At 63.0% G+C, this 20,816-nt stretch carries 21 protein-coding genes; 5 read left to right on the top strand and 16 right to left on the bottom strand.

What is annotated here, in order from left to right; genetic code table 11:
* Positions 1 to 37 precede the first annotated feature (37 nt).
* From ABZF37_RS03380 to ABZF37_RS03450, 15 genes are all read right to left on the bottom strand, one after another.
* Positions 38 to 985 carry a UDP-glucuronic acid decarboxylase family protein gene (locus tag ABZF37_RS03380; RefSeq protein WP_372716756.1) on the bottom strand — a complete coding sequence of 316 codons (948 nt, stop codon included), beginning with the start codon at positions 983 to 985 and terminating at the stop codon, positions 38 to 40.
* 69 nt (positions 986 to 1,054) lie between these two features.
* Positions 1,055 to 2,122: a glycosyltransferase family 2 protein gene (locus ABZF37_RS03385; RefSeq protein WP_372716758.1), complete on the bottom strand. Its 1,068-nt coding sequence runs from the start codon at positions 2,120 to 2,122 to the stop codon at positions 1,055 to 1,057.
* A gap of 61 nt (positions 2,123 to 2,183) precedes the next feature.
* Positions 2,184 to 3,164 carry a VOC family protein gene (locus tag ABZF37_RS03390; protein ID WP_372716760.1) on the bottom strand — a complete coding sequence of 327 codons (981 nt, stop codon included), beginning with the start codon at positions 3,162 to 3,164 and terminating at the stop codon, positions 2,184 to 2,186.
* A 161-nt stretch (positions 3,165 to 3,325) separates the two neighbouring features.
* A complete protein-coding gene (locus tag ABZF37_RS03395; RefSeq protein ID WP_372716762.1) occupies positions 3,326 to 4,717 on the bottom strand; it encodes a short-chain fatty acid transporter in 1,392 nt (463 codons plus the stop codon).
* A 119-nt stretch (positions 4,718 to 4,836) separates the two neighbouring features.
* Positions 4,837 to 5,256 carry a thioesterase family protein gene (locus ABZF37_RS03400; RefSeq protein WP_372716764.1) on the bottom strand — a complete coding sequence of 140 codons (420 nt, stop codon included), beginning with the start codon at positions 5,254 to 5,256 and terminating at the stop codon, positions 4,837 to 4,839.
* A gap of 144 nt (positions 5,257 to 5,400) precedes the next feature.
* On the bottom strand, positions 5,401 to 7,497 hold the full coding sequence (locus tag ABZF37_RS03405; RefSeq protein WP_372716766.1) for an acetate--CoA ligase family protein: 2,097 nt from the start codon (positions 7,495 to 7,497) through the stop codon (positions 5,401 to 5,403).
* A gap of 65 nt (positions 7,498 to 7,562) precedes the next feature.
* Positions 7,563 to 8,039, bottom strand: a complete 477-nt coding sequence (locus ABZF37_RS03410) for a c-type cytochrome (protein WP_372716768.1) — start codon at positions 8,037 to 8,039, stop codon at positions 7,563 to 7,565.
* Between the two features lie 33 nt (positions 8,040 to 8,072).
* Positions 8,073 to 8,423: a hypothetical protein gene (locus ABZF37_RS03415; protein ID WP_372716770.1), complete on the bottom strand. Its 351-nt coding sequence runs from the start codon at positions 8,421 to 8,423 to the stop codon at positions 8,073 to 8,075.
* 25 nt (positions 8,424 to 8,448) lie between these two features.
* On the bottom strand, positions 8,449 to 9,501 hold the full coding sequence (locus ABZF37_RS03420) for an LLM class flavin-dependent oxidoreductase (RefSeq protein WP_372716772.1): 1,053 nt from the start codon (positions 9,499 to 9,501) through the stop codon (positions 8,449 to 8,451).
* Positions 9,502 to 9,511: 10 nt separating this feature from the next.
* Positions 9,512 to 10,717, bottom strand: a complete 1,206-nt coding sequence (locus ABZF37_RS03425) for an aromatic ring-hydroxylating dioxygenase subunit alpha (RefSeq protein WP_372716774.1) — start codon at positions 10,715 to 10,717, stop codon at positions 9,512 to 9,514.
* Between the two features lie 154 nt (positions 10,718 to 10,871).
* The gene (locus tag ABZF37_RS03430; protein WP_372716776.1) at positions 10,872 to 12,005 is read right to left on the bottom strand and encodes an alpha-hydroxy acid oxidase; all 1,134 of its coding nucleotides are present in this window, start codon (positions 12,003 to 12,005) and stop codon (positions 10,872 to 10,874) included.
* 17 nt (positions 12,006 to 12,022) lie between these two features.
* Complete coding sequence (locus ABZF37_RS03435; RefSeq protein ID WP_372716778.1) at positions 12,023 to 12,382, bottom strand: gamma-butyrobetaine hydroxylase-like domain-containing protein; 360 nt, start codon at positions 12,380 to 12,382, stop codon at positions 12,023 to 12,025.
* On the bottom strand, positions 12,382 to 13,065 hold the full coding sequence (locus tag ABZF37_RS03440) for an HAD family hydrolase (RefSeq protein ID WP_372716781.1): 684 nt from the start codon (positions 13,063 to 13,065) through the stop codon (positions 12,382 to 12,384). Before ABZF37_RS03440 ends, ABZF37_RS03435 begins: the two co-directional genes overlap by 1 nt.
* Positions 13,065 to 14,054: a PdxA family protein gene (locus tag ABZF37_RS03445; RefSeq protein WP_372716783.1), complete on the bottom strand. Its 990-nt coding sequence runs from the start codon at positions 14,052 to 14,054 to the stop codon at positions 13,065 to 13,067. The genes ABZF37_RS03440 and ABZF37_RS03445 overlap by 1 nt, the downstream gene beginning before the upstream one ends.
* Positions 14,055 to 14,187: 133 nt before the next feature.
* Positions 14,188 to 14,577: a hypothetical protein gene (locus tag ABZF37_RS03450; protein WP_372716785.1), complete on the bottom strand. Its 390-nt coding sequence runs from the start codon at positions 14,575 to 14,577 to the stop codon at positions 14,188 to 14,190.
* Positions 14,578 to 14,776: 199 nt separating this feature from the next.
* Between ABZF37_RS03450 and ABZF37_RS03455 the strand changes: the two genes are divergently transcribed.
* The 4 genes from ABZF37_RS03455 to ABZF37_RS03470 all read left to right on the top strand — a co-directional run bounded on the left by ABZF37_RS03455 (position 14,777) and on the right by ABZF37_RS03470 (position 18,874).
* Positions 14,777 to 15,598, top strand: a complete 822-nt coding sequence (locus tag ABZF37_RS03455) for a p-hydroxycinnamoyl CoA hydratase/lyase (RefSeq protein ID WP_372716787.1) — start codon at positions 14,777 to 14,779, stop codon at positions 15,596 to 15,598.
* Positions 15,599 to 15,601: 3 nt separating this feature from the next.
* Entirely contained in the window at positions 15,602 to 16,759 is a 1,158-nt protein-coding gene (locus tag ABZF37_RS03460) for an acyl-CoA dehydrogenase family protein (RefSeq protein ID WP_372716789.1), read from the top strand.
* Between the two features lie 100 nt (positions 16,760 to 16,859).
* The gene (locus ABZF37_RS03465) at positions 16,860 to 18,431 is read left to right on the top strand and encodes a class I adenylate-forming enzyme family protein (protein ID WP_372716791.1); all 1,572 of its coding nucleotides are present in this window, start codon (positions 16,860 to 16,862) and stop codon (positions 18,429 to 18,431) included.
* Positions 18,428 to 18,874: a PaaI family thioesterase gene (locus tag ABZF37_RS03470; protein WP_372716793.1), complete on the top strand. Its 447-nt coding sequence runs from the start codon at positions 18,428 to 18,430 to the stop codon at positions 18,872 to 18,874. The genes ABZF37_RS03465 and ABZF37_RS03470 overlap by 4 nt, the downstream gene beginning before the upstream one ends.
* Positions 18,875 to 19,095: 221 nt before the next feature.
* Here the strand turns inward: ABZF37_RS03470 and ABZF37_RS03475 are convergent, their stop codons facing one another.
* The gene (locus ABZF37_RS03475) at positions 19,096 to 20,076 is read right to left on the bottom strand and encodes an integron integrase (RefSeq protein ID WP_372716795.1); all 981 of its coding nucleotides are present in this window, start codon (positions 20,074 to 20,076) and stop codon (positions 19,096 to 19,098) included.
* Between the two features lie 137 nt (positions 20,077 to 20,213).
* On the opposite strand from ABZF37_RS03475, the gene ABZF37_RS03480 reads away from it, so the two are divergent.
* A complete protein-coding gene (locus ABZF37_RS03480) occupies positions 20,214 to 20,501 on the top strand; it encodes a DUF2695 domain-containing protein (RefSeq protein ID WP_372716797.1) in 288 nt (95 codons plus the stop codon).
* Positions 20,502 to 20,816 lie beyond the last annotated feature (315 nt).

Raw genomic sequence — 20,816 nt, forward strand, 5'->3', positions numbered from 1 at the left:
CCACTCTCTCACCCCACGTGGCTGGCGCTCGACACACTCAGGCCGCGTTCGCAAGCAAGGCGTCAAAATACGCAATCGTGTAACTCAATCCTTTGCGCAGCGCGGTCTGGGGTTCCCAGCGCAGGTGCTCACGGGCACGTGTGATGTCAGGCTGGCGCTGACGCGGATCGTCGGCCGGTAGCGGGCGCGACTGAATGACCGAGCGTGAGCCAGTGAGTTCGAGCACCAGTTCGGCCAGTTCCCGGACGGTGCACTCCACCGGATTGCCCAGGTTTATCGGACCGGGGAAATCGGCCGGGGAATCCATAAGCCGAACCAGGCCGTCGACGAGATCGTCCACATAGCAGAACGAACGCGTCTGCTGCCCATCACCAAACACGCTCAGCGCCTCACCCTTGAGGGCCGCCACGATGAAGTTGGACACCACGCGGCCATCGCTCGGGTGCATACGCGGGCCATAAGTATTGAAGATGCGCGCCACTTTGACCTCCAGTCCGTGCTGCCGGTGGTAGTCAAAAAAAAGCGTCTCGGCGCAGCGCTTGCCCTCGTCATAGCAGGCGCGAATGCCAACCGGATTCACCCGTCCCCAGTAGGACTCGTCCTGCGGATGCACCTGCGGGTCGCCATACACCTCGCTGGTCGATGCCTGCAGGATGCGCGCTCCGGTGCGCTTGGCCAGTCCCAGCATGTTGATCGCGCCATGCACGCTGGTCTTGGTCGTCTGTACCGGATCATGCTGATAGTGGATCGGCGAGGCCGGACAGGCCAGGTTATAGATCCGACTCACCTCCACATACAGGGGAAAGGTCACGTCATGGCGCATCAACTCAAAGCTGGGGTTATGCAGGAGATGGCGAATGTTGTCCTTGCTGCCGGTGTAGAAGTTGTCCACGCACAGCACATCGCTGCCGTGCGCCAGCAGTCGGTCGCACAGATGGGATCCCAGAAAGCCCGCGCCCCCGGTGACCAGAACTGTTTCCCGCATAAGCGTGCCCTCAACGTTGTGGTGTGGCCTGTCGGCGCTGCACCAAGGCATGCAGCCACGAACAGACCTTCACCACCCGACCCGCAGCCAGTTGCGGCGAGAACCTTGGCGCTTGAGCAGCTCCCCCGCAGCGCGAAGCATTCCGCCGGCTGGACCTTTCGCCGCCCATCTCGCGACTGCTGTCGGGCCAATACGCCGCCGGGCACGCAGGCATAACGCCAGCCATACGCTGGCCGCGGTTTGCTGCAGGGCATCCTGCGGATACACCGAAGCATCCCGGTTCGCAGCCAGTAACCGGCTCAGCCAGCGCGAGGCCCACTCAAGATAGTCGGCATCCGCGTACAGGCGTTCCCCGTCGTACACCTTGGCGGCGAGCGCGATGTGCTTGCGCAAGTCCTCGTCGCTCGGCTCCACCCCCAGACGCAGCAACATTTCGCGCACCAGCACGCTGCGGTGCGCTTCGGTTTGAGTCCTGTGCACGCTGGTGATGTTCGTACTGTGCTTACGGTAGGTGCCAAGCACTTGGGGCAGGTTGGCCAGAGAATGGTGATCCGCGATATGCACCCAGTCCGCATAATCGTGCGCGTGGCCATAGCGCGTATCCGACGGGAAAGCGCGCAGCACGGCGGCGCGCGCCATCACCGTCGGCCTGTGCAGAGCGCAGCGAAACAGCAATTCGCTGCGCACCCGTTGCGGCTTGAGCGGGTTGTATACCGGCCGCTTGGGGGCCCCGGTGACGCGGTCCAGCGGCACGTAGGCGGTGCCCACGACTGCCACTTCCGGATTCCGGTCAAGATAGTCCACCTGCTGCGCCAGCCGCTGGGGGTGCATCAACTCATCGCTGTCCATGATCGCGATGAGGTCTGCGGCTGCCGCCTCGACGCCGCGGTTGTGGCTGGCCGCGACTCCGGCATTCACGGCATTGCGCAGCAAATGCACGCGCGCGTCACCCAGCCCACCGACGACGCCGGCAATGTCCTGCGTCGAAGCATCGTCCACCACAACGACTTCAAAATCGCGCCAACTCTGCGCAAGGACTGAAGTTAGCGCCTGGTGCAGCAACTGCGGGCCGTTGTAGACCGGAATAACAACACTGACACGGGGCGTCCGCTGCTGCGGTGGCGACATTTCAGTCATTTGACGACCGCCAGAACGGGATGACCCGCATCAGCCATGAAGTCGACCGGTGCGACGCGGATCAATCCCCGACCACAATACGGGCAATTTCCGGACTCGGGAACATCAGTTCCAGCCAGTTGTCGGCCAGCGGCTGGATGACTTCCACGAACAAACCGGCCAGCGGCTTGCCGCCGTCGAAATAGGCAAAGTTCATCAGACCCGGGATGCTGGCCGACTGGCCGACCACGATGCCGCGCGGAGCGAGCGTTGCGGCGGCGCGCTCGAAGTCCTGCGGCGGAGCCAGGCTGACCATGATGTGATGCACGCACTCGCCGCGCCGATCCAGGGCGTCGCGGTAAACCGTGGGTCCGGTCAGCGGCTCGACCAGTTCGAAGCAGGCGCCGTCCCGGCGACCGATAGCCAGGCGCGCCGTATGCTCGACCTGTTCGCCGTAGTACTCGCAGCCGGGCATCTGCGAGCTGTCGATGCCGATATCCACCCAGGCTTCGACGCCCAGCAGCTCGCGAAAACGCGCCTTGGCGGCGTCCAGGTCGCGCACCATCATCGATACTTGGTAAAGCTTTTGCACCGGCAGAACGGCTTCGCCCGGCAGGTGCAGCGCCTCGCCGTACGGGGCCAGTGCCGGTGCGTCTGCGAATACCAGGGTCAGGCCGCCCAGCGCCTCGCGGCTGGCCAGCAGGCGGCGCTGGCCGCCGTTTTCGGAATGCTGCGCGCTGGTGGCGATGCCGGCTTGCGTCTGCGCCGCTTCGAGTGCCGGCCAGCCGGCCGCCGGCACCACCACATGGCTTGGCCCCTCACCGCAGGCTGCCAGCAGCTCCGCCCACGGACCAGACCTGGGCTCGATCAATTCGAACCCGACGCCGTTGGCGGAACCGGTCGCTTGCCGGTGAGCAAACTCGCGTCCGTCCGTGGTCTGGCCGGCGCACTCGGCGATTCGCCAATCGTTGATGCCAAAAAAGCGGGCGTATTCGGCCGCGGCGGCGCGGCAATCGCGGGTCAGCACGCCGACTCGGGCAATCGCGGTAACCGGTAGCGACATGGTGGCCTCCTCAGGCATTTGATCCGCGGGCAACGATGGCCGCGGCACAGGGATGTGCCGCCATTTGCGGCCCCTGGGCTGCAAATGAAGGAAACCGAAAATCACATTTTTCGGTTTCCGTGGGTCCGGGAAGTCCAGGATGGACTTATCCGGACCATCAATCAGAGATTCGGCGGTATGAACAGCATCGCGATCATCATCATGATGCCGATCGGCACGCCAACCATGAATGAATACCCGGCGAAACGGCCGAAACGGACGCCCGTGATGGCGACGATCGGTATCGCCATGTACGGGTGGATCAGATTGGTCAGCGAGCCACCGTGCATGTAGGCGATCAGCGTGGTGGTCACGGACACGCCCAGCTCCCGAGCCGCGGGAATGATGTACGGCGCCTCAATGATCCATTTCGACCCGGCCGACGGCACGAAAAAGTCCATGATGCCGGAGTAGATGTAAACCACCAACGGGAACATTTCCTGGTTGGAAAAGCGCACGAACAGACCGCTTAGCCAGTGGCCAAGATCGGTGCCTACCATCAGGCCAAAGATGCCGCCATAAAACGGGAACTGCAACACGACCCCGTAGGCCGAATCCAGGCCCCGGCGCACCGCCTGCACGAACGACAGCGGATTGCCATGCAGCAGCAGCGCCAGGCCCAAAAACACGGCGTTGTAGGCATTGATATTCCAGGCCCGGGCAAAGCCCTGGGTCTGCATGTTGTAGCCCAAGGTGAACAGGATCATGCCGCCGGCCAGATAACACCACACAGCGCGGTTCTCCAGCCAACTGGCCGGCGTTGCGCGCTCGGCCTCGATGCTCGGCGGCTGCGGCAGGATGGCGTCCAGGCGCGCGGCATCCAGCGTCACCACCGGCGTCTTGCCGCGCGGATGCAGCGCGCAGATGGCCGCGATGCTGACCACTGACAGCAGCACCAGCAACATCAGGTTGTAGTGTGCGAACACGGTCTCGGTGACCGGGTACAGGCGATCGACGATGGGACTGCCGCTCGCCGGTTTGATCATGGGGTTGTCGGCAGTGGCCATGATCAGCGCCGCCGAGCCCGACAAGGCGGCGTTGGTGACGGTACCGACACCCATGAACGCCGCGGCGCACAACACACGGATGTCGGTTTTCGGATTGCGCCGCGCCACGAACGGGATCAGCAGCGCACTGACCACGAAACACAGTGCCCAGTTCAGCAGGCCGGTTACCGTGGTCGTGACCGCCAGCAGCAGCACCGCCTGCACCGGCTTGTCGGGATTGGGAATGCGCGCCAGGCGGTCGAACATCCAGAAGCCCGGCCGCGACATGACACAGGCATAGGCCGCAAACACCGAGATCGAGAACTGCATGGTGATCTGCAGCAGGCCCCACATGCCGTTGCCCCAGGCCGTTACCGCGTGCAGCGGCTCCACGCCGGCCCCGAACACACCCAGCGCCAGCGCGATGGCAGTCAGCACCATGCACACCACCCAGGCGTCCGGAATGTAGCGCTCGGCCACGCCCGAGGCGGCGTTCCCCGCCCGGCTGAAGGCTTCCAGCAATGCCATGCATTTCTCCTGTATTTGAAGCGCTGAATAAATCCATCCTGGATTTCTCAGCGCGCGCTGCGCCCGGTGCCGGGCGCAGCTACGCCGAATGCTCCAGCGTTTCCCAGATCACGCGCCTGTCAGGTCGGGATTTTCTTTTGCAGCCGGGCGCTGAATTTCTCGGCGTCGATCACGAACCGCTCGTGGGTGCCTTCGGTGATCGTGTCCACGCCGTCATGGGCACTGACGGTAAATTTCAGCCGCTTGCCGTCGACCTCGTCCAGGCGCGCCTGCACCGTCACCGTAAGACCTGGCGGCGTGGCCGCCAGGTGCGAGACGTTGATGTGGGTACCGACGCTCTGCTCGGCCGGCCAGTCCAGATGCGGCTTGATGGCGTCGATGCAGGCCCACTCCAGCAAGGCCACCATGTAGCCGGTGGCAAACACCCGCGGCATGGCCTGGAAATCGGGCGCTTCCGGATAGATGCTGGGCACGGTCTTGGCATCGGTGACGACGAACTGGAACTCGTGCATCAGGCCGGGTTTCAGACTCTCTTTCATGGTATTGGGTCCGGTCCGATTTTGTAGCTTGGGTCAGGCGCAGCCGTAACCCAACGATCTACGGGTCAAAGGGTGCCGTCTGTCGGGTTACGCCACCTCGCGCCTAACCCAACCTACGATTGTTGTTTCTATTGCCAACTTGAACTAATCGCCAAAACGCGCCAGCGCGTCGATCAGCGTGGTCGGCGTACCGACCGGCGGGACCACTATGGGATTAAGGTCCAGTTCCTTGAGGCTGTCGCGGTGGTCGTAGGCGAACTGCGACAAGCCCACCAGGGTGGCAACCAGGGAAGTGGTGTCCAACGCCGGCTTGCCGCGGTAGCCGTCAAGAATCTTGCGCACGCCGATACGGTCGATCATTACCTCGGCCTGCGCCGGCGTAATGGGGCACAGTGCATGGGCATGCTTGTCGAACAGCTCGGCCAGTATGCCGCCGGCACCCAGGGTCAGCACTGGCCCGGCCACATGATCGGCAACCACCCCGGCCAGCAGTTCCAGGCTGTCCGACAAGTCCATCATCGGCTGGGCAATGATCGACCACGTGGCCAGCTTCTGCTTTTTGGCAATGGCGGTCAGCGTCTTGACCGCCGCCGCGCACGCCTCGGCGTCCGCGATACCGATCTTGACCGCGCCGTACTCGGTCTTGTGCGGCAGGGCTGGTGATTCGAGCTTCACCACCACCGGGTAGCCCGGCTTGGCCTTGCCCGCCTTGCCGGTATGGTCGAGTAACACCGTGTGGTCGGACAGGCACAGGCCATAGGCTGCCAACGGCTTGGCCATGTCGGGGAAGGTGGCAACAGCAGGCCCTTTCCAGCGTTTTGGCTTGTCCGCGCACCAACCCTGTGGCAGGTAACCGGGCTTGTCGAAATAATCGCGCATGGCGGCCAGGCCGCGGGCCAACGCCTGGCCGCCCTGGACGTTGGGCAGCGGATCGCTGTCCAGCCAGTCGCGATAACTGTCCTTCAGCGCACTGGTTTCGATGCAGCTGGCGATGATTGGCTTGTGGATACGGTTCTGCCAGCCGGCCACCGGCGCGTAAAAGCGCTCGCCACCATCCCAGTTGCCGAACATGATCGACACCGCATCGTAGCCGTCGTACTTGATCATCTCGTCGGCCATCTGGAAGTAGACCTCGGCAAAACCATAGATCTGCGCTGTGATGTCGAACGGGTTGTTGAAGGTGACGTTCTGTACCCAATTTGGCAGCAGCTTGGTCACGCTCTTGGGCAGTGGCGGCGTTTCAATGCCCTCATCGGAAAAATAATCACCCATCAGCGCCGACCAGCCGCCGGAAATACTGATCAGACCGGCGGTGCGCACTGGCCGCCAGCTGCGCGGTGGGGTAACCGCGAACACCGAGGCGCGGTCCAGGGCCTCGTCCAGCGTGTCAACCGGAATTGCACCAGCCGCCTCGATGGCGGCACGGGTAATCGCCCCGGTGGTGGTGATGGCGCCGGTATGACCCAGCGCCGCACCGCGCCCGGCTTCGGAACGGCCGATCGCCACCACGATCACCGGCGTGTTGTTGGCGCGGCACTTGTGCACCGCTTCCACGAAGTGTGGGTAGTCACCGAACTGCTCGACATAGGTCACCACCACCCGCGTGTCGGCGTTGGTAGCCAGGAAATTCAGCGCGTCGGTGAGCGCGAAATTGACCTGGTTACCGGTCGAAATCTGGAAGCTGATGCCCAGGCCGCGGTCCCAGGTGAGGCAGCACATCGCGCCCAGCACGCCGCTCGACTGCCCCAGCAGCGCCACGGTGCCGCGCCGGTAAGGCCGGTTGATTGGACCGGTCCACAGGTGCAAGCCGGCGCCAGCATTGATATAGCCATTGCAGTTGGGGCCGATGATGATCAGACCGAGTTTCTTGGCGTGCGCCCGCAGTGCGGCAAGCTGTTCGGGTTGTTCGAAGCCTGCCGCGAGCACGTAGGCGGCCTTGCAACCGGTCGCAGCGACCTGCTCCAGCATGGCTGGCACATGCTTGGCACCAAGCAGTACCGCCGCGATGTCGGGTTTTTCCGGCAAATCAGCCACCGACTTGAACGACGTATAGCCCAGCACCGAACTGCGCGACGGGTTGACCACGTACACGCGCCCCTGAAAGCCATGGCTACCCATGCCCTCCAGCAATTGCCGCGACCATAGCGTGTCTGGCGAAGCACCGATGACGGCGACCACCTTGGGATTGAAAAACGCCTCGACGGTGGCGGCGTCGTAATGACCCGCGCGCACAACGCTCATGAAACCTCCTTGGATACGCGACAGGCGGGCGGCCGGCGGTGCCGGCTCACGCCCGCGAATAGACTTCAGTTGAGTTTGAGGATGGCCTCGATCATCGGCCGGACCTGCTCGGTACTCAGCTGCGGATGGGCGATCATCGGTGTCGGTCCCCACACGCCACCACCGCCGTGCAGAACCTTCAGCGTCAGGGTGTCCAGCGCCTGCGGGTTGTTGCGGTACAGACCGGCCACCGCGCGCAGCGGCGGGCCGATGCGGGCGCCGCTCACGTCATGGCAGGAATAGCAGCCATCATCGATCAGGCTGTCCGGCAAGCCGGCGGCGGCGAATGTGACCCGTGCGCTTTGTGGCGGCAACCCGGCCTCCGGCGCGGGTGCCGGCTCGGCAACAGGAGCCTGCGCCGACACCGGCTCCGAGGCCGCAGGCGCGCTGCCAGGCGCACCGATGGCGCCGGTTTCAGCCGGCCCTTCATCCTTGCCACAGCCGGCCATGCCCATTACAGCCATGGCACCCACGATGATCCACCGTCCAAATAAACCTGGCACTTTATCCATCCTCCCTTGCTTGCCTTGCTTGGTTCAGCTCGCCAGCAGGCGACGCTCCATGGTCTCCGACATGACCTCAATGTGCTCGGCGCCCAGGCTCTCCAACACATCCGGGCCCTTGAACAGTTCCACGCACACGGCCGCTTCCATGAACATCAGCCCCAGGTACAGCAGCGGCTTTTGGGACTCCGGCATCGCGTCAATTGAAAACTTCGCCAACTGCTCGGCCAGTGCTTCCATGCGTGGCAGCAAGGTACGGTAGTAATCGGTCAGTTCGACCATGCTGGACGCCAGGCGCTTGCGCATACGCGCGTCCTCGGTGGGCAGCGCCCACGGGACGAACCGTTCCAGGTCGGCAAATTCGGTCGGCAGCGAGTTGGACATGGCGTGGATTCTCCCGAAGTACAGTTCAGCGCAGTGCCGGCATTACGTCGCGCGCGAACAATTGCAGGGTCCGCGCCACCTGCCACTCGGCCTGGCCGCCGAAGTCGGCCATCAGGGACAGCTCCTGGAAATCGTAATAGCGCTCGCGAAAACGCTGCAACCAGGCGATGAACTGGTCAGGCGTGCCGGCAAACGCAATGTCGTTGGCCAGCACCGACTCGAAGGTGTATTCCTTCATCTGGTTAAGGAAGCCACCGGCGTAGAAGTGAAACCCACCCCCGCGCAGGCGCTCCTTGACCTCCTCGCCGTTGATCGACTCCTGCGGCACCACCAGGTTGGCGTAGCTGCGCATCATCGGCTCGCGTGCCTCGCCCAGTGCGGTCGCTTCGTCGTCGGCCAGGAATACCGGCACCACCAGGCCCACCTGCGGTGCATGACCGGCCTCCTTGGCCGCCGCCGCATAGGCATTGACCGCCTCGACGAACAGCGGCGGCGGCGCCGCGCCGACCACCACGCCACCACCACGGCGCCCGGCATCTCCGAACACGCGTGCACTGGTGCCGGTCTGAAACACCTTGAGCTTGGCCTGCAAGGGCTTGGGCACGACCTGGATATCGCGGACCGAATAGTGCTTGCCCTCGAAGGAGAAGCGCTCGTTCCCCCAGGCGAGCTGCAGGATTTCCAGCGACTCCTCGTACAGACCGATGCTGTCGCTCATCGGGATGCTTGCCGGGTCGTACAGCCAGCCATGGCCCCGCCCGACGCCGACTTCCAGCCGGCCGTCGGTCAGGTGGTCACACTGGGCAATCTCGCCGGCCAGCACCATCGGGTTGTGTACCGGCAGGGTGTGGCACATGGCGCGGAACCGGATATTGCGCGTCCGCTGGGCCGCCGCCGCAAAGAACGCCAGCGGATTGACCGAGATGGAAAAGGTCGGAAAAAAGTGGTGCTCCAGTGCCATGAAGACTTCATAGCCCAACGCGTCCCCCAGTTCGACGCTGCGCAGCGTCTCGTCGTAGCGCTGCTTGTAATTGGCCCCTGGCGAGGCCTGGATTTCGTTATAGATGCCGAATTTCACGTCTTGCTCCTCAGGGGCTGGTCAACCGTTCCACGGTCCGGTAAAGGTGGCGCACCGCGGCTTCCTGGTCGGACAGGGTGATGCTGCGGATAGCGCCGGAATTGAGAGACTTCTGTGTCACCTCGTTGGTGTACAGATCCTCGCGCGACAGGTCGCGCAGTACGATCTTGCTGAATTCCTGGCTGATCATCTCCGCCGCCGATTTCGGCTTCGGGAAGTAATACGCCAGCTCGTACACGGTCTCGTTTTGCGACACCGGCCAGAAAGCGTCCAGGTAGTACCAGCCGGCGCCGACATTGATGCGCGAGAACGGGAACACAACGTTCAGCTCGAAGCCCCAGTCGTCGCTTTTGTCCTGCTGGGTACCCGGATAGGCACCGCGACCACCCGTGCCCTGGGTGAACGTGGAACCGAACTTGAAGGCGATCTGCTCGGTCGGCGACAGATCATGAGCCGGGTTGCCAGGTACCGACAGGTGCTGGTTGCCGTTCGGCTGCAATTTCATGTGGCTGATGTTGCAGTACGGATTGTCGGTTCCGGTAAACGCGTCCGGGGCCGAGCGCTTGTGCACGAAGGCCACGTGGTAACCCTCCTGGAAGGCGTTCATGGTCACCTTCCAGTTGGCGTTGACGTGATACCGCCAGCGTCCCGCGCAAATCATCTCGTCAAATGGGAACGGCTTCAGGTCCTGATTGAAGTCCCCCATCGCCTGTTCCAGGGTCTGCCGGGGCGTCGCGTCGAGGTTCACGAACAGGAAACCAGCCCAGGTATCCAGGTGCAGCGGCGGCAAGCCCATCTGCGATTTGTCGAAGTCGAAGAACTGGCCCTCGTCCGGCACGAACTGCACCGTGCCGTCGGTGGCGTAGGTCCAACCGTGGAAATCGCACTGCCAACCCTTGACGCACCCATCGGCGGCACGCACCAGGCGGTTTCCGCGATGGGTGCATATGTTATGGAACGCGCGCAGCTGGCCATCCGCGCCACGCGCAACAATGACCGAGACCCCGAGCACCTCGATGTCGCGAACGAAAAAATCTCCCGGATTGGGCAGTTCATCGGCCCGCTTGAGCAGGTTGAACCACTGATGACGGAAGATCGCCTCGCGCTCGCGCTCGAAGAACTCGGGCGTGATCACGGTAGCCGTGCTCACCGGGCCGGTATCCAGACCAAAGGCCTGGGTGTGCCCGCATTTTGGCCGTCCGCTGGGTGCGTTCATGTCCCCTCCTTGCCTCGTTGCTCGTACTGCATGTGTCTGGCCAGACCGGTGATCGTTTATCCGAAGTCCCGGAAATCTATCATGGGCGATACACGCTGGTCGCCTGACCGCCTGGCATCACTCACGGCAGCAGATGCCACCGAGTGACGCGGACCTAAACCCGACGCACCGTATCCGGTCGCACCGCTGAGGCTCGCGAGTTACCCGACAGCGCCATGGCAATGTCCAGCTCCTGGCGCAGGATGGCGAGTACACGCTCAACACCCGGCTGACCGTCAGCCGCCAGGCCATACAACGCGGCCTTGCCGATCATGCAGGCCCGGGCACCGAGTGCCAGCGCCTTGAGCACGTCGCCGCCGCGACGAATGCCGCCGTCCAGAATCACTTCGGCGGCTCCGGCCACCGCGTCGACAACCTCGGCCAATACGCTGATGGTTGACGGCGCGCCATCAAGCTGGCGGCCGCCATGATTGGAAACGATGATGGCGTCTACGCCGCAGGCCACCGCCTGGCGGGCATCGTCCGGGTGCAGAATGCCCTTGACCACCAGCGGCAGGTCCCACTCCTGACGCAGCCAGGTCAGATCGTCCCAGTGAATGCTCGGATCGATCTGCGTATTCATGAAGGTGCTGAGCGCCACCACATCGCTGCTGTGACCGCCCCAGCCCACCAGATTGCCGATGGTCATGTTGCGATGCGGCAGCATGCGCCGCAGCCATCTGGGGTGACGCAACAAATCGACGGCAGTGCGCCGGTTAAAGCGCGGCGGCACGGTAAAGCCGTTTCTGATGTCCTTTTCCCGCTTGCCGCCGCGGGTCAAATCCACGGTTACCACCAGGGCGCGGTAACCGGCTTCGCGCGCCCGACCCACCAGGCTGCGCATGAGCTCCCGGTCGCGAAAGATATACAGCTGGAACCACAGGTTTTCCGGGGCCGCCGTCGCCACCGCCTCAAGCGGGTGGGTCGCCGCGGTGGACAGTACACAGGGAATACCTGCCGACTTTGCCGCCCGGGCCAGCGCCAGCTCGCCCTCGGGCCGCACCACACCACACAAGCCCATGGGCGCGATCACCAGCGGCATCGCGATCTGCTCGCCCAGCAGGGTGGTGCCAAGCTCAACATTGGCGACGTTGGTCAATACCCGCGGGGCGAAGCGCAGGGACTCGAAATCGGCGCAATTGGCGCGCAGCGTGGTCTCCCGCTCGGAACCGCCGTCGACAAAATCGAATATCATGCGCGGCAAGTAGGCTTGCGCAGCGGCGCGAAAGGCATCAACGCTGGCGATCATGGCTCCCCCGGGAGACCTCAAGGCTGGCGCAGCTGGCCGGCCTTGGCCAGCCGGTCCAGGTAGGTCTGCCACAGAGTGTCGTGCTGGGTGCCCAGACGATACAAGTAGTCGAAGCTGAACAAGCCACTGTCGTGCCCGTCCGAGAAGGTGATTTGCAGCGCGTAATGGCCGATTGGCGCCAGCGCGGTGATGCCGACATCCTGCTTGCCGGCGACCAGCACGCCCGGTCCTGGACCATGGCCCTGCACCTCGGCAGAGGGCGAGTGCACGCGCAGGTACTCGGCCGGCAGTTGAAACACCTGGTCATCGGCAAACCGGACTTCCAGACTGCGCGCCGCCTTGTGCAGAATGATGTCAACGAGGTCCGGGGCGGCCATCAGGCACTCCAGCGCTGGCACAGGGCGAGCAATTGCACCGGAGAGTCGATACAGGCGTCCGCGCCCCATTGATCCGGCTTCTCGCCGGGGGCGATGTAACCGTAAGCCGCCACCACCGTGCGGGTTCCAGCGGCGCGACCGGCCTCGATATCGCGCCGGTCATCCCCCACAAACACGCAGGCCGCCGGCGCCACACCCAGGCGCGCACAGGCCAGCAGCACGCCCTCCGGGTCGGGCTTGGGGCGGCTGACGTGGTCCGGCGTAATCAGGCAGTCCGCATCCGGCGACACACCCAGCGCTCGCAACAAGGGCGATGCAAAGCGCTCGATCTTGTTGGTCACCACACCGAACTTGAAACCCTGGCCGCGCAGCGCCGCAAGTACCGGCCCGAAACCATCGAACAGCCGCGCCTCACGCGCGCAGCAGTCCTCGTAAATCTCAAGAAAACGATCGCGCAGGCCACCATATCGGGCGTCCTGCACGTCTAGATCAAACCCCCGCCCCAGCAGCCCGCGCGCGCCTTGCGACACGTACGGGCGCAGCTCGGCCGTCGCCAGCGCGGGTAGGCCATGCTCGGCCCGCAGCGTGTTCAGCGCCCGCGCCAGGTCAGCGGCGGTATCGGCCAGCGTGCCGTCCAGGTCCAGCAATACAGCGGCCAGACCCGCGACGACAGGCGGTGCCATCACGCTACGGCAGGCTCCCGATAAAAACCGCGACCACCCGCGAGGCTGGCGGCCTGGCGCATGGCGGTCAAAATCATCTCGTGGCTGGCGATACCCTTGCCGACGATATCGAACGCGGTGCCGTGGGCCACCGACATATGGATATACGGCGTTCCCAGGATCATGGCGCAGTTGCCGACGAAGCCCCAGGTCTTGACCGCGATGTGGCCCTGGTCGTGGAACATGGCCAGCACCACGTCGTACTCGCCATCGATGCACCAGCGGAACACGCTGTCCGGCGAGGACGGGCCGGTCACATTGATGCCCTCGGCTTTGGCCTGCTCGACACCCGGCGCGATCTGGGTCTTATCCTCTTCCCCATACGCATGGGCGTTCAGGCCGGCCACCACGATACGCGGGTTGGGAATGCCCCAGCGCGTGAAGTCGTCGTGGATAGTGCGCAGCGCCTTGTAGACCAGGTCCGGCGCGATGATGTCGCACACCTGACGCAGCGGAATGTGGTCGGTCAGATGCACCACCCGCAGCGGGCCGGTGATCAGGAACAGGTAGGTCTTGCCGGTTTCGACGCTGATCACCTGGTCCAGCTTGCCGGCCATCTTGAGCGCATCGGTGTTGATCGGACCCATGATGGTGCCCTGCACCTTGCCGGTCAGGGCCAGGTCGTCCATTTCCTTCAGCCAGGCAGCGGTGGCAAGACCGCATGCGGCGTTGGCCTTGGCCGGGGTAATGTCCTTCGGATCCAGTTGACCGGTGTCGTAAACGTCGATCACGCTGGGGTCCAGCCCAGCCTGATCCACAGAATCGACGCGGCGCACCTTCAACTTCAGACCCAGTTGATCGACCGCGCTCTGCACCGATTCCGTACAACCCACCACCACCGGCCGGCAGGCCGCGTACATGTCGCCCAGCGCCAGGGACTTGACCACTACTTCCGGGCCGATACCACATGGATCACCGGTCATGGTCGCAACTACGGGTTTGTTTTGCATGATGTGTTTCTCCTCGGCGCGACGCCCGGGCCGCCGCAAATTCTGGTTCTAGGATTAAAAGGCTCAGGTAACAGCGCCAGGGCCGGCACGCACAATCCCGGCCAGACCCAAGCGCCGAAAAATCTCGGTCGGTTCAGTCGTTCCTGACCAGGGCCAGCTTCCTGAACAAGGCCTTGACGTCGTATTCAACCTTGTTGTCCACCACCGCCGCGACGTGGTTCAGAGTACACAGCAGGTTGAACTTCTGGCCGTGGATCATATAGCCGTCTACCGGCATCAAGCTGAACGGGTTCGAACTGCGGTCGCGGTAGTAGTCGATCTCCAGTACGCCCTTGATGCTAAGGCCCATGGCCTCGGCCGACAGCATCATCTGGCGCGCGCGTTCCTCGTTTTCCAGGCCGAGAAATTCGGCCAGTCGCGCCGGGTAGGCGATGGCGTCCTGGAAACGCGACTGCTGCCAGCGCAGCGCGCCGATCACGCCGTCCATTTCCATCAGATCCTGCAATTTCAACGGTTCAGACATGACGCTTTGCTACTCCAAATGTTGTGCACGGGCGCGTGGCCCGAACAATTCGATCGACCGTTGCTACGCATGGTAGTGCAGCAGCCCGGTCAGCTGCTACCGCAAACCAGCAAACTGTCCCTGCCTAACGATCGTTATGGTTAAATTACCGTCCCGCCGATTGCGGGCAGTCCATTCACCGAGCCTTAAGGGGGCCTCCATGTCCAGTTACGAGTGCATCAATTTCAGCATCGACGGCGACGTCGCCACCATCCAGTTCAACCGCCCGGAAAAGAAGAACTGCATGAGCCCCACTCTGCACAACAACGTGCGCAACGCCCTGGTGGAGGCGGAAAAGGCGCGCGTCAAGGTGCTGGTAATCACCGGCATCAAGGACGCGTTTTGCGCCGGCATGGACCTGGAGCAATGCTTCTTCGAGCCGTTCGACGACCCAGAGCGCATGGCCGCCATCAACGCTGACGTGTTCACCTGGTTCCAGCATCTGAAGAAATTCCCGGCGGTCACCATCGCCAAGGTCAACGGCTGGTGCTTCGGCGGCGGCATGGAACTGGCCGGCATCTGCGACATCGCCATCGTAGCCAACGAGTCCACCTGGGGCTTGTCCGAGGTCAACTTCGGCATCTTCCCGGGCGGCGGCACCTCGTGGGCCTACGCGCACAACATTCCGTCCCGCAAGAAGGCGCTGTACTACGGCCTGACCGGTGACACCTTCACCGGCAAACAGGCCGAGGAAATCGGCTACGCCACCAAGTCAGTGCCGCTGGCCGAGCTCGACGCCGAGACCGACCGGGTGGTGAAAATGCTGACCCGCCTGGGCCGCACCGTGCTGCGCAAGACCAAGGAAGTCTACGAGAAGGTCAAGTGGATGGACTTCGAAACCGCCATCGACTACGAAATGGCCAAGCTGTGGGAACTGTCACGCGAGACCAACGACGACTGGGTCCGTACCGCGCTGGCCTCGTTCAAGCGGCGCGAGTTCAAGCCCGGCACACAGTCCTACAAACTCACGAAGGACGTCTGAGCCATGGAGTTCGGGCTCAGCCAGGATCAACAGATGCTGGTCGACCTGTGCGAGAAGATCGCGCAGGGTTTCGAGGACAGCTACTGGCAGAAGATCGACGAAGAGTACGGTTTTCCCCGGGAGTTCTGGACCACCCTGGTCGATCAGGGCTTGCTAGGCATCACCATTCCGGAGGAATACGGCGGCAGCGGCCTGGGCATGCTGGACATGTGCCTGGCCGCCGAGGCGCTGTCCAGCAACGGTGGCGACTGCGGCGGCATGTTCGTGGGCGGCCCGGTGTTTGGCGGCTGCCTGATTAACTCGGCCGGCACAGCGGAGCAAAAGGCCAACTACCTGCCCAAGATCGTCAAGGGCGAGCTGTGGGCCGGCGGGTTCACGGAACCGAACTCCGGCTCCAACATCACCACTATCCGCACCGAAGCGCGCAAGGAGGATGGGCATTACCTGGTCAAGGGCCAGAAGATGTTCATCTCCAACATCAAGGTGGCCAGCCATATCGGCATCATGTGCCGCACCTCGCCGTATGACCCGGCGCGGCGCACCGAGGGTGTGTCCCTGCTGGTGGGTGACCTGCCGGGGCCGGGCATCGAGGCGCGGCCGCTCAAGAAGATGGGCAGCCACTTCATGGACACCAATGCGGTGTTCTTCGACGACTTCAAGGTTCCGCAAGAGAATCTGGTTGGCGAGGAAGGCAAGGGCTGGAAGGCGCTGTATGCAGTGCTCAATCCGGAGCGCCTGGCGATTGCCGCCAGCTGCATCGGCACCGGCAACTACCTGATCCGCAAGGCCGTTCAGTACGCCAGCGAGCGCTCCATCTGGGGCAAACCGCTGGCCACCCACCAGGGCTTGCAGTTTCCGTTGGCCGAAGCACGCATTCAGCTCGAATGCGCGCGCCTTAAGGTGTACGAAGCTGCCTGGCTGTACGACCAGGGCCGGGAATGCGGCGTGCAGGCCACCTCGGCCAAATACGCGGCGGCCCACGCCTCGCTGTACGCGGCCGATCGGGCCATCCAGACCCTGGGCGGTGCCGGCTACATCAGTGAGTCCGGGGTCGAGCGCCACTATCGGAACCTGCGCCTGAACCGCATTGCGCCGGTCACCGACGAGATGACGCTCAACTACATTGCCCAGCATGACCTGGGGATGCCGCGCTCGTACTGAGCCCGGCAACCCTGTCGAAGCGGCGGCAGAGCGCGGTTCAGGGACGAACCGCCGCATTTTTTGTGGCCCATGACGGGCAAGCTTGCTTCAAGGGGGAGATATGACACGCGACACCAACCTGCGCGAAATGCTGCACCGTTCGGCCAAGTGGTATCCGAACAATGAGGCCGTGGTCGACGAGCTTTACCGCTATACCTACGCCGAGCTCAAGGAGCAGGTACAGCGCATGGCCAAGCTGCTGCACACCCGCGGCGTGCGCAAGGGCGACCGGGTGGCGTTGCTGATGTACCCGTCGGTTGCCCATGTGGTGGCCCTGTTCGGCGCCTTTGAACTGGGCGCGATCCCGTCCGCCCTGCACCTGCGCGAGTCGCCCAAGATCCTGGCAGCGGTGCTCGAGCGCCTGTCGCCACGCGTGATGGTCTACGACGGCGCGCTCAGCGAACTGGCCGACCAGCTTCGCCAGATGGCGCCACTGGTCAGCTACGGCATCCGTGCCGTGTCCGAAATCACACCAGACGACAAGATTGGCGGGCCTGATCCGGTCATCCCACGGGATCTTGCCGACTACCCGCTCGACTTCGAGCCGATGCCGATCCATAGTGACGATGTATCCATGATCGCCCTGTCGTCGGGCACCACCGGCGTGCCCAAGGGCATCATGCATACCCACCGTACGCAGATCGAAAGCGCCCGGGGCGGCGGCTTCGTGTTCGACGCCAATCCTTACTCGTGCATCGTCAACGTATCCACTACCGCCTTTATCGGCTGGTACAACTGCACCCTGCCGTACCTGAACGCGGCCGGCAAAATCGTGTTCATGGCGCAGTGGGACCCGAAGCGCTTCCTGCAGAAACTCCAGGACGAACGCGCTACGTTCGCCTTCCTGGTGCCCACTGTGTGGCGCATGTTGTTTCGCGAGAATCTGGACAACTACGACCTGTCCTCGCTGAAGAAAGCCGGCTACGCCGGCGAGCCGATGGACACCCGCACCATGGGCCTGGTGCGGGAAAAGATCTGCAAGACCGTGATCAACATCTATGGCACCACCGAAACCGGCTCCTGCTCGGGTGGCACCATCATGTTCAACGAGGACTACCGCGACCCCAGCAAGCAGGAGAGCGTCGGTAAACCGTTTATCAACGCCGACGTGCGGGTCATCCAGCCCGGCGGTGCGCTGACCGACGAGGTGGCGCCCGGCGAAGAAGGCGAAGTCATCATCCGCGGCCTGTCGGTGGCCGAACAGGTGTGGGAACAGCCGGCCGTGGCGCGCAAGATTTTCGAAGACGGCTGGTGGCGCTCCGGCGACATGGGCACGCTGGATGCCGACAATTACCTGTACCTGCGCGGCCGTATCGACGACATGATCATCTCCGGCGGTATCAACGTACTGCCAAGCCAGGTGGAGGAAGCGGTACTTGGCCACGCCGCGGTCAGCGAATGTGTAGTGGTTGGCATCCCGGACGAGCAATGGGGCCAGCGCATCGTCGCCTTCGTAGTGGCCCGGGAGGCGGTCACGCCGGAGCAGCTCAAGGCGCATGTCGAAGCGACTGACCTTTCCAGCTACAAGCGCCCGCGGGAATACCGCTTGGTCAACGAACTGCCGCGCGGCAACACCAACAAGGTCAGCCGGCGCATGGTGCGCACCCTGGTATCGCAAGGGCAGTGGCCATGACGCCGCCGACGGCCCAGGTGGACCGCACGCAGCCTGACCTCACCACAATTGACCTGAGTCGGCCGCCGACCATGGAGCAGTTCGGCGGTTACATCGCCGAGTCCGCGGCCAACTTCGCCCGGCTGGTATTTCCATTCGATCTGCGCTGGTGCAACCCGCGCGGCTCGGTGCAGGGCGGCGTGATGGCCGTGTACGTGGACGAGGCGGTCGGTTACGCCATGATGGCGACCTACCCCGACCTCAAGACCGTGTGGACCACCACCAGCCTGACCTTGAACTACCTGCGCCCGATCACCAGCGGCGACATCACCGCCATCGGCCGAGTTATCCGTGTCGGCGGTCGCACCGGCTATGTCGAGGGCGAAATCCTCGACGCACAAGGCGCCCTGTGCGTAAAAGCGGTGTCCGGCCTGCTCATACTCAAGCGGCCAGATCCGGCCTGAGTAAACCGTACCCGACTGAGTGGCGACGCAATCCGGGACTGGCGGGCGGTCGTGCAGGAATCGCCGGGTCAGTCACCCACATACGTCTGGACTGGGGCGCATCGAAACCCGCCGAATCTTCGCTACCGCGCAGGCGGAAGCCCAGTTAAATCACCCAGCTGGATGCCCGCCTTCGCAGGTATGACGACTCTTGGGAAGCGCCCCAGGTCTGCGGCACCGACTCACAAATCCAGCGGGCTCACCACGCCGCGCGCACCCCGGTTCATGACGTGGGTGTAGATCATCGTGGTCTGCACGTCTTTATGACCGAGCAGCTCTTGGATGGTGCGAATATCCTGCCCACGCTCCAGCAGATGTGTGGCAAACGAATGCCGTAGCGTGTGGGGTGTGGCCGGTTTGACGATCCCTGTCGCCAATACAGCCGTTCGCATCGCCCGCTGCAGGAGTTTCTCGTCCAGATGGTGCCGCCGCTCTTCCCCGCTGCGCGGGTCTACCGAATAACTGCCGGACGGGAACACATACTGCCAGCCCCATTCGGTCGCCGCGTTCGGATACTTTCGCGCCGGAGCATCCGGCAGATACACGGCCGCCTTGCCGGCCTTCTGGTCGTCCTCGAACAGCGCCCTGCGCTGTGCCAAATACGCTTGCAAGCCGCCGGCCAGTGCCTGCGGCAGCATCGTCACCCGATCCCTTGCACCCTTCCCGTCGCGCACCACAATTTGCTGGTGTGCGAACTCCACGTCCTTCACCCGCAACCGCACGCATTCCATCAGACGCATCCCGGTGCCGTACAACAAACCTGCCATCAGCGCATACACGCCCCTCATCCGCGACAGGACCGCCCGCACCTCCTCGCGCGTCAACACCACCGGCAGGTGCTGCGGCCGCTTGGCGCGGGTCACGTTGTTCAGCCACGGCAAATCGACGCCCAGCACCTCCTTGTACAGGAACAGCAACGCCGACAGGGCCTGATTCTGCGTTGCGGCGGCGACGTGCCCCTCCACCGCAAGATGCGACAAAAACGCCTCGACCTCCCCGGCACCCATGTCGAGCGGATGCCGCTTGCCGTGGAACAGGATGAATCGCCGCACCCACTGCACGTATTGCGTCTCCGTGCGGATGCTGTAATGCTTGACACGAATTCGGTTGCGGACCTGGTCGAGCAGTTTTGGAGTCTGGGGTGCAGGGGTGTTTGCTGGCACCGTATGTCCACCTATCAAATAAGTAACTTGTTAATAATCATTAGGTTATGATATTTCAATGGGTGATATACACCTATCGAGAAATTAAATATACACCTGTAAAGGTGTATATTGCACGTTGGGCAGACTAAGAGATCATGAATCCAGCAGATCGAGATCGAAAGAAAGCTTGGAAGGAGCAAGAGCGGCAAAAAGCTCAAGCTGCGTTCCCTCTACCCAATGAATTACTAAAGTCGTTATTCACTTTTGTCGAGGCGCAAGTAGACAAGGAGGAGTGCGACCACACCCATCGTTTCACGGATAAGTGGGTATCGGAAAATAAGCAGCAACGCACTCCGATTTTTGAGTGGCTTGAGGAAAATGGTGGTTTTTGTGACTGCGAAGTCGTCGCCAATGCTCAAGATCATTGGGAGCAGAACAGGTGATGTCTGTTCTTGGTGCCACGTTTATACAGCCCAACCCGGCGCTCAAGCGGGACGCCGCAAAAGCGCGGCGCCCCTTAGCTTTACGTTAGTGCTCATAATGCGACTTGTAATTATTTTAAGTTTCTTCGTTACCGTGATCGCTCATGCATCTGGCCCAATAGCGCCAGATGGCTGCGTAAGCTCCCCCTCTAGGTAGACACTACAGAAGTAGAACTTTCTGGCATGTTTCTGCAGCCAGGAGGTTCCATGAAGAAGTCGCGTTTCACCGAGACCCAGATTGTCTCGGTCCTCAAGCAGGCCGACGCCGGCATGCCA

Source organism: Immundisolibacter sp. (assembly GCF_041601295.1).
GTDB lineage: Bacteria > Pseudomonadota > Gammaproteobacteria > Immundisolibacterales > Immundisolibacteraceae > Immundisolibacter.

What these genes read in the sequence shown, in the direction of transcription:
- ABZF37_RS03380 (WP_372716756.1), bottom strand. Translation starts at nt 985, where the DNA reads ATGCGGGAAACAGTTCTGGTCACCGGGGGCGCGGGCTTTCTGGGATCC.
- ABZF37_RS03385 (WP_372716758.1), bottom strand. Translation starts at nt 2,122, where the DNA reads ATGACTGAAATGTCGCCACCGCAGCAGCGGACGCCCCGTGTCAGTGTT.
- ABZF37_RS03390 (WP_372716760.1), bottom strand. Translation starts at nt 3,164, where the DNA reads ATGTCGCTACCGGTTACCGCGATTGCCCGAGTCGGCGTGCTGACCCGC.
- ABZF37_RS03395 (WP_372716762.1), bottom strand. Translation starts at nt 4,717, where the DNA reads ATGGCATTGCTGGAAGCCTTCAGCCGGGCGGGGAACGCCGCCTCGGGC.
- ABZF37_RS03400 (WP_372716764.1), bottom strand. Translation starts at nt 5,256, where the DNA reads ATGAAAGAGAGTCTGAAACCCGGCCTGATGCACGAGTTCCAGTTCGTC.
- ABZF37_RS03405 (WP_372716766.1), bottom strand. Translation starts at nt 7,497, where the DNA reads ATGAGCGTTGTGCGCGCGGGTCATTACGACGCCGCCACCGTCGAGGCG.
- ABZF37_RS03415 (WP_372716770.1), bottom strand. Translation starts at nt 8,423, where the DNA reads ATGTCCAACTCGCTGCCGACCGAATTTGCCGACCTGGAACGGTTCGTC.
- ABZF37_RS03425 (WP_372716774.1), bottom strand. Translation starts at nt 10,717, where the DNA reads ATGAACGCACCCAGCGGACGGCCAAAATGCGGGCACACCCAGGCCTTT.
- ABZF37_RS03430 (WP_372716776.1), bottom strand. Translation starts at nt 12,005, where the DNA reads ATGATCGCCAGCGTTGATGCCTTTCGCGCCGCTGCGCAAGCCTACTTG.
- ABZF37_RS03435 (WP_372716778.1), bottom strand. Translation starts at nt 12,382, where the DNA reads ATGGCCGCCCCGGACCTCGTTGACATCATTCTGCACAAGGCGGCGCGC.
- ABZF37_RS03440 (WP_372716781.1), bottom strand. Translation starts at nt 13,065, where the DNA reads ATGGCACCGCCTGTCGTCGCGGGTCTGGCCGCTGTATTGCTGGACCTG.
- ABZF37_RS03445 (WP_372716783.1), bottom strand. Translation starts at nt 14,054, where the DNA reads ATGCAAAACAAACCCGTAGTTGCGACCATGACCGGTGATCCATGTGGT.
- ABZF37_RS03450 (WP_372716785.1), bottom strand. Translation starts at nt 14,577, where the DNA reads ATGTCTGAACCGTTGAAATTGCAGGATCTGATGGAAATGGACGGCGTG.
- ABZF37_RS03455 (WP_372716787.1), top strand. Translation starts at nt 14,777, where the DNA reads ATGTCCAGTTACGAGTGCATCAATTTCAGCATCGACGGCGACGTCGCC.
- ABZF37_RS03460 (WP_372716789.1), top strand. Translation starts at nt 15,602, where the DNA reads ATGGAGTTCGGGCTCAGCCAGGATCAACAGATGCTGGTCGACCTGTGC.
- ABZF37_RS03465 (WP_372716791.1), top strand. Translation starts at nt 16,860, where the DNA reads ATGACACGCGACACCAACCTGCGCGAAATGCTGCACCGTTCGGCCAAG.
- ABZF37_RS03470 (WP_372716793.1), top strand. Translation starts at nt 18,428, where the DNA reads ATGACGCCGCCGACGGCCCAGGTGGACCGCACGCAGCCTGACCTCACC.
- ABZF37_RS03480 (WP_372716797.1), top strand. Translation starts at nt 20,214, where the DNA reads ATGAATCCAGCAGATCGAGATCGAAAGAAAGCTTGGAAGGAGCAAGAG.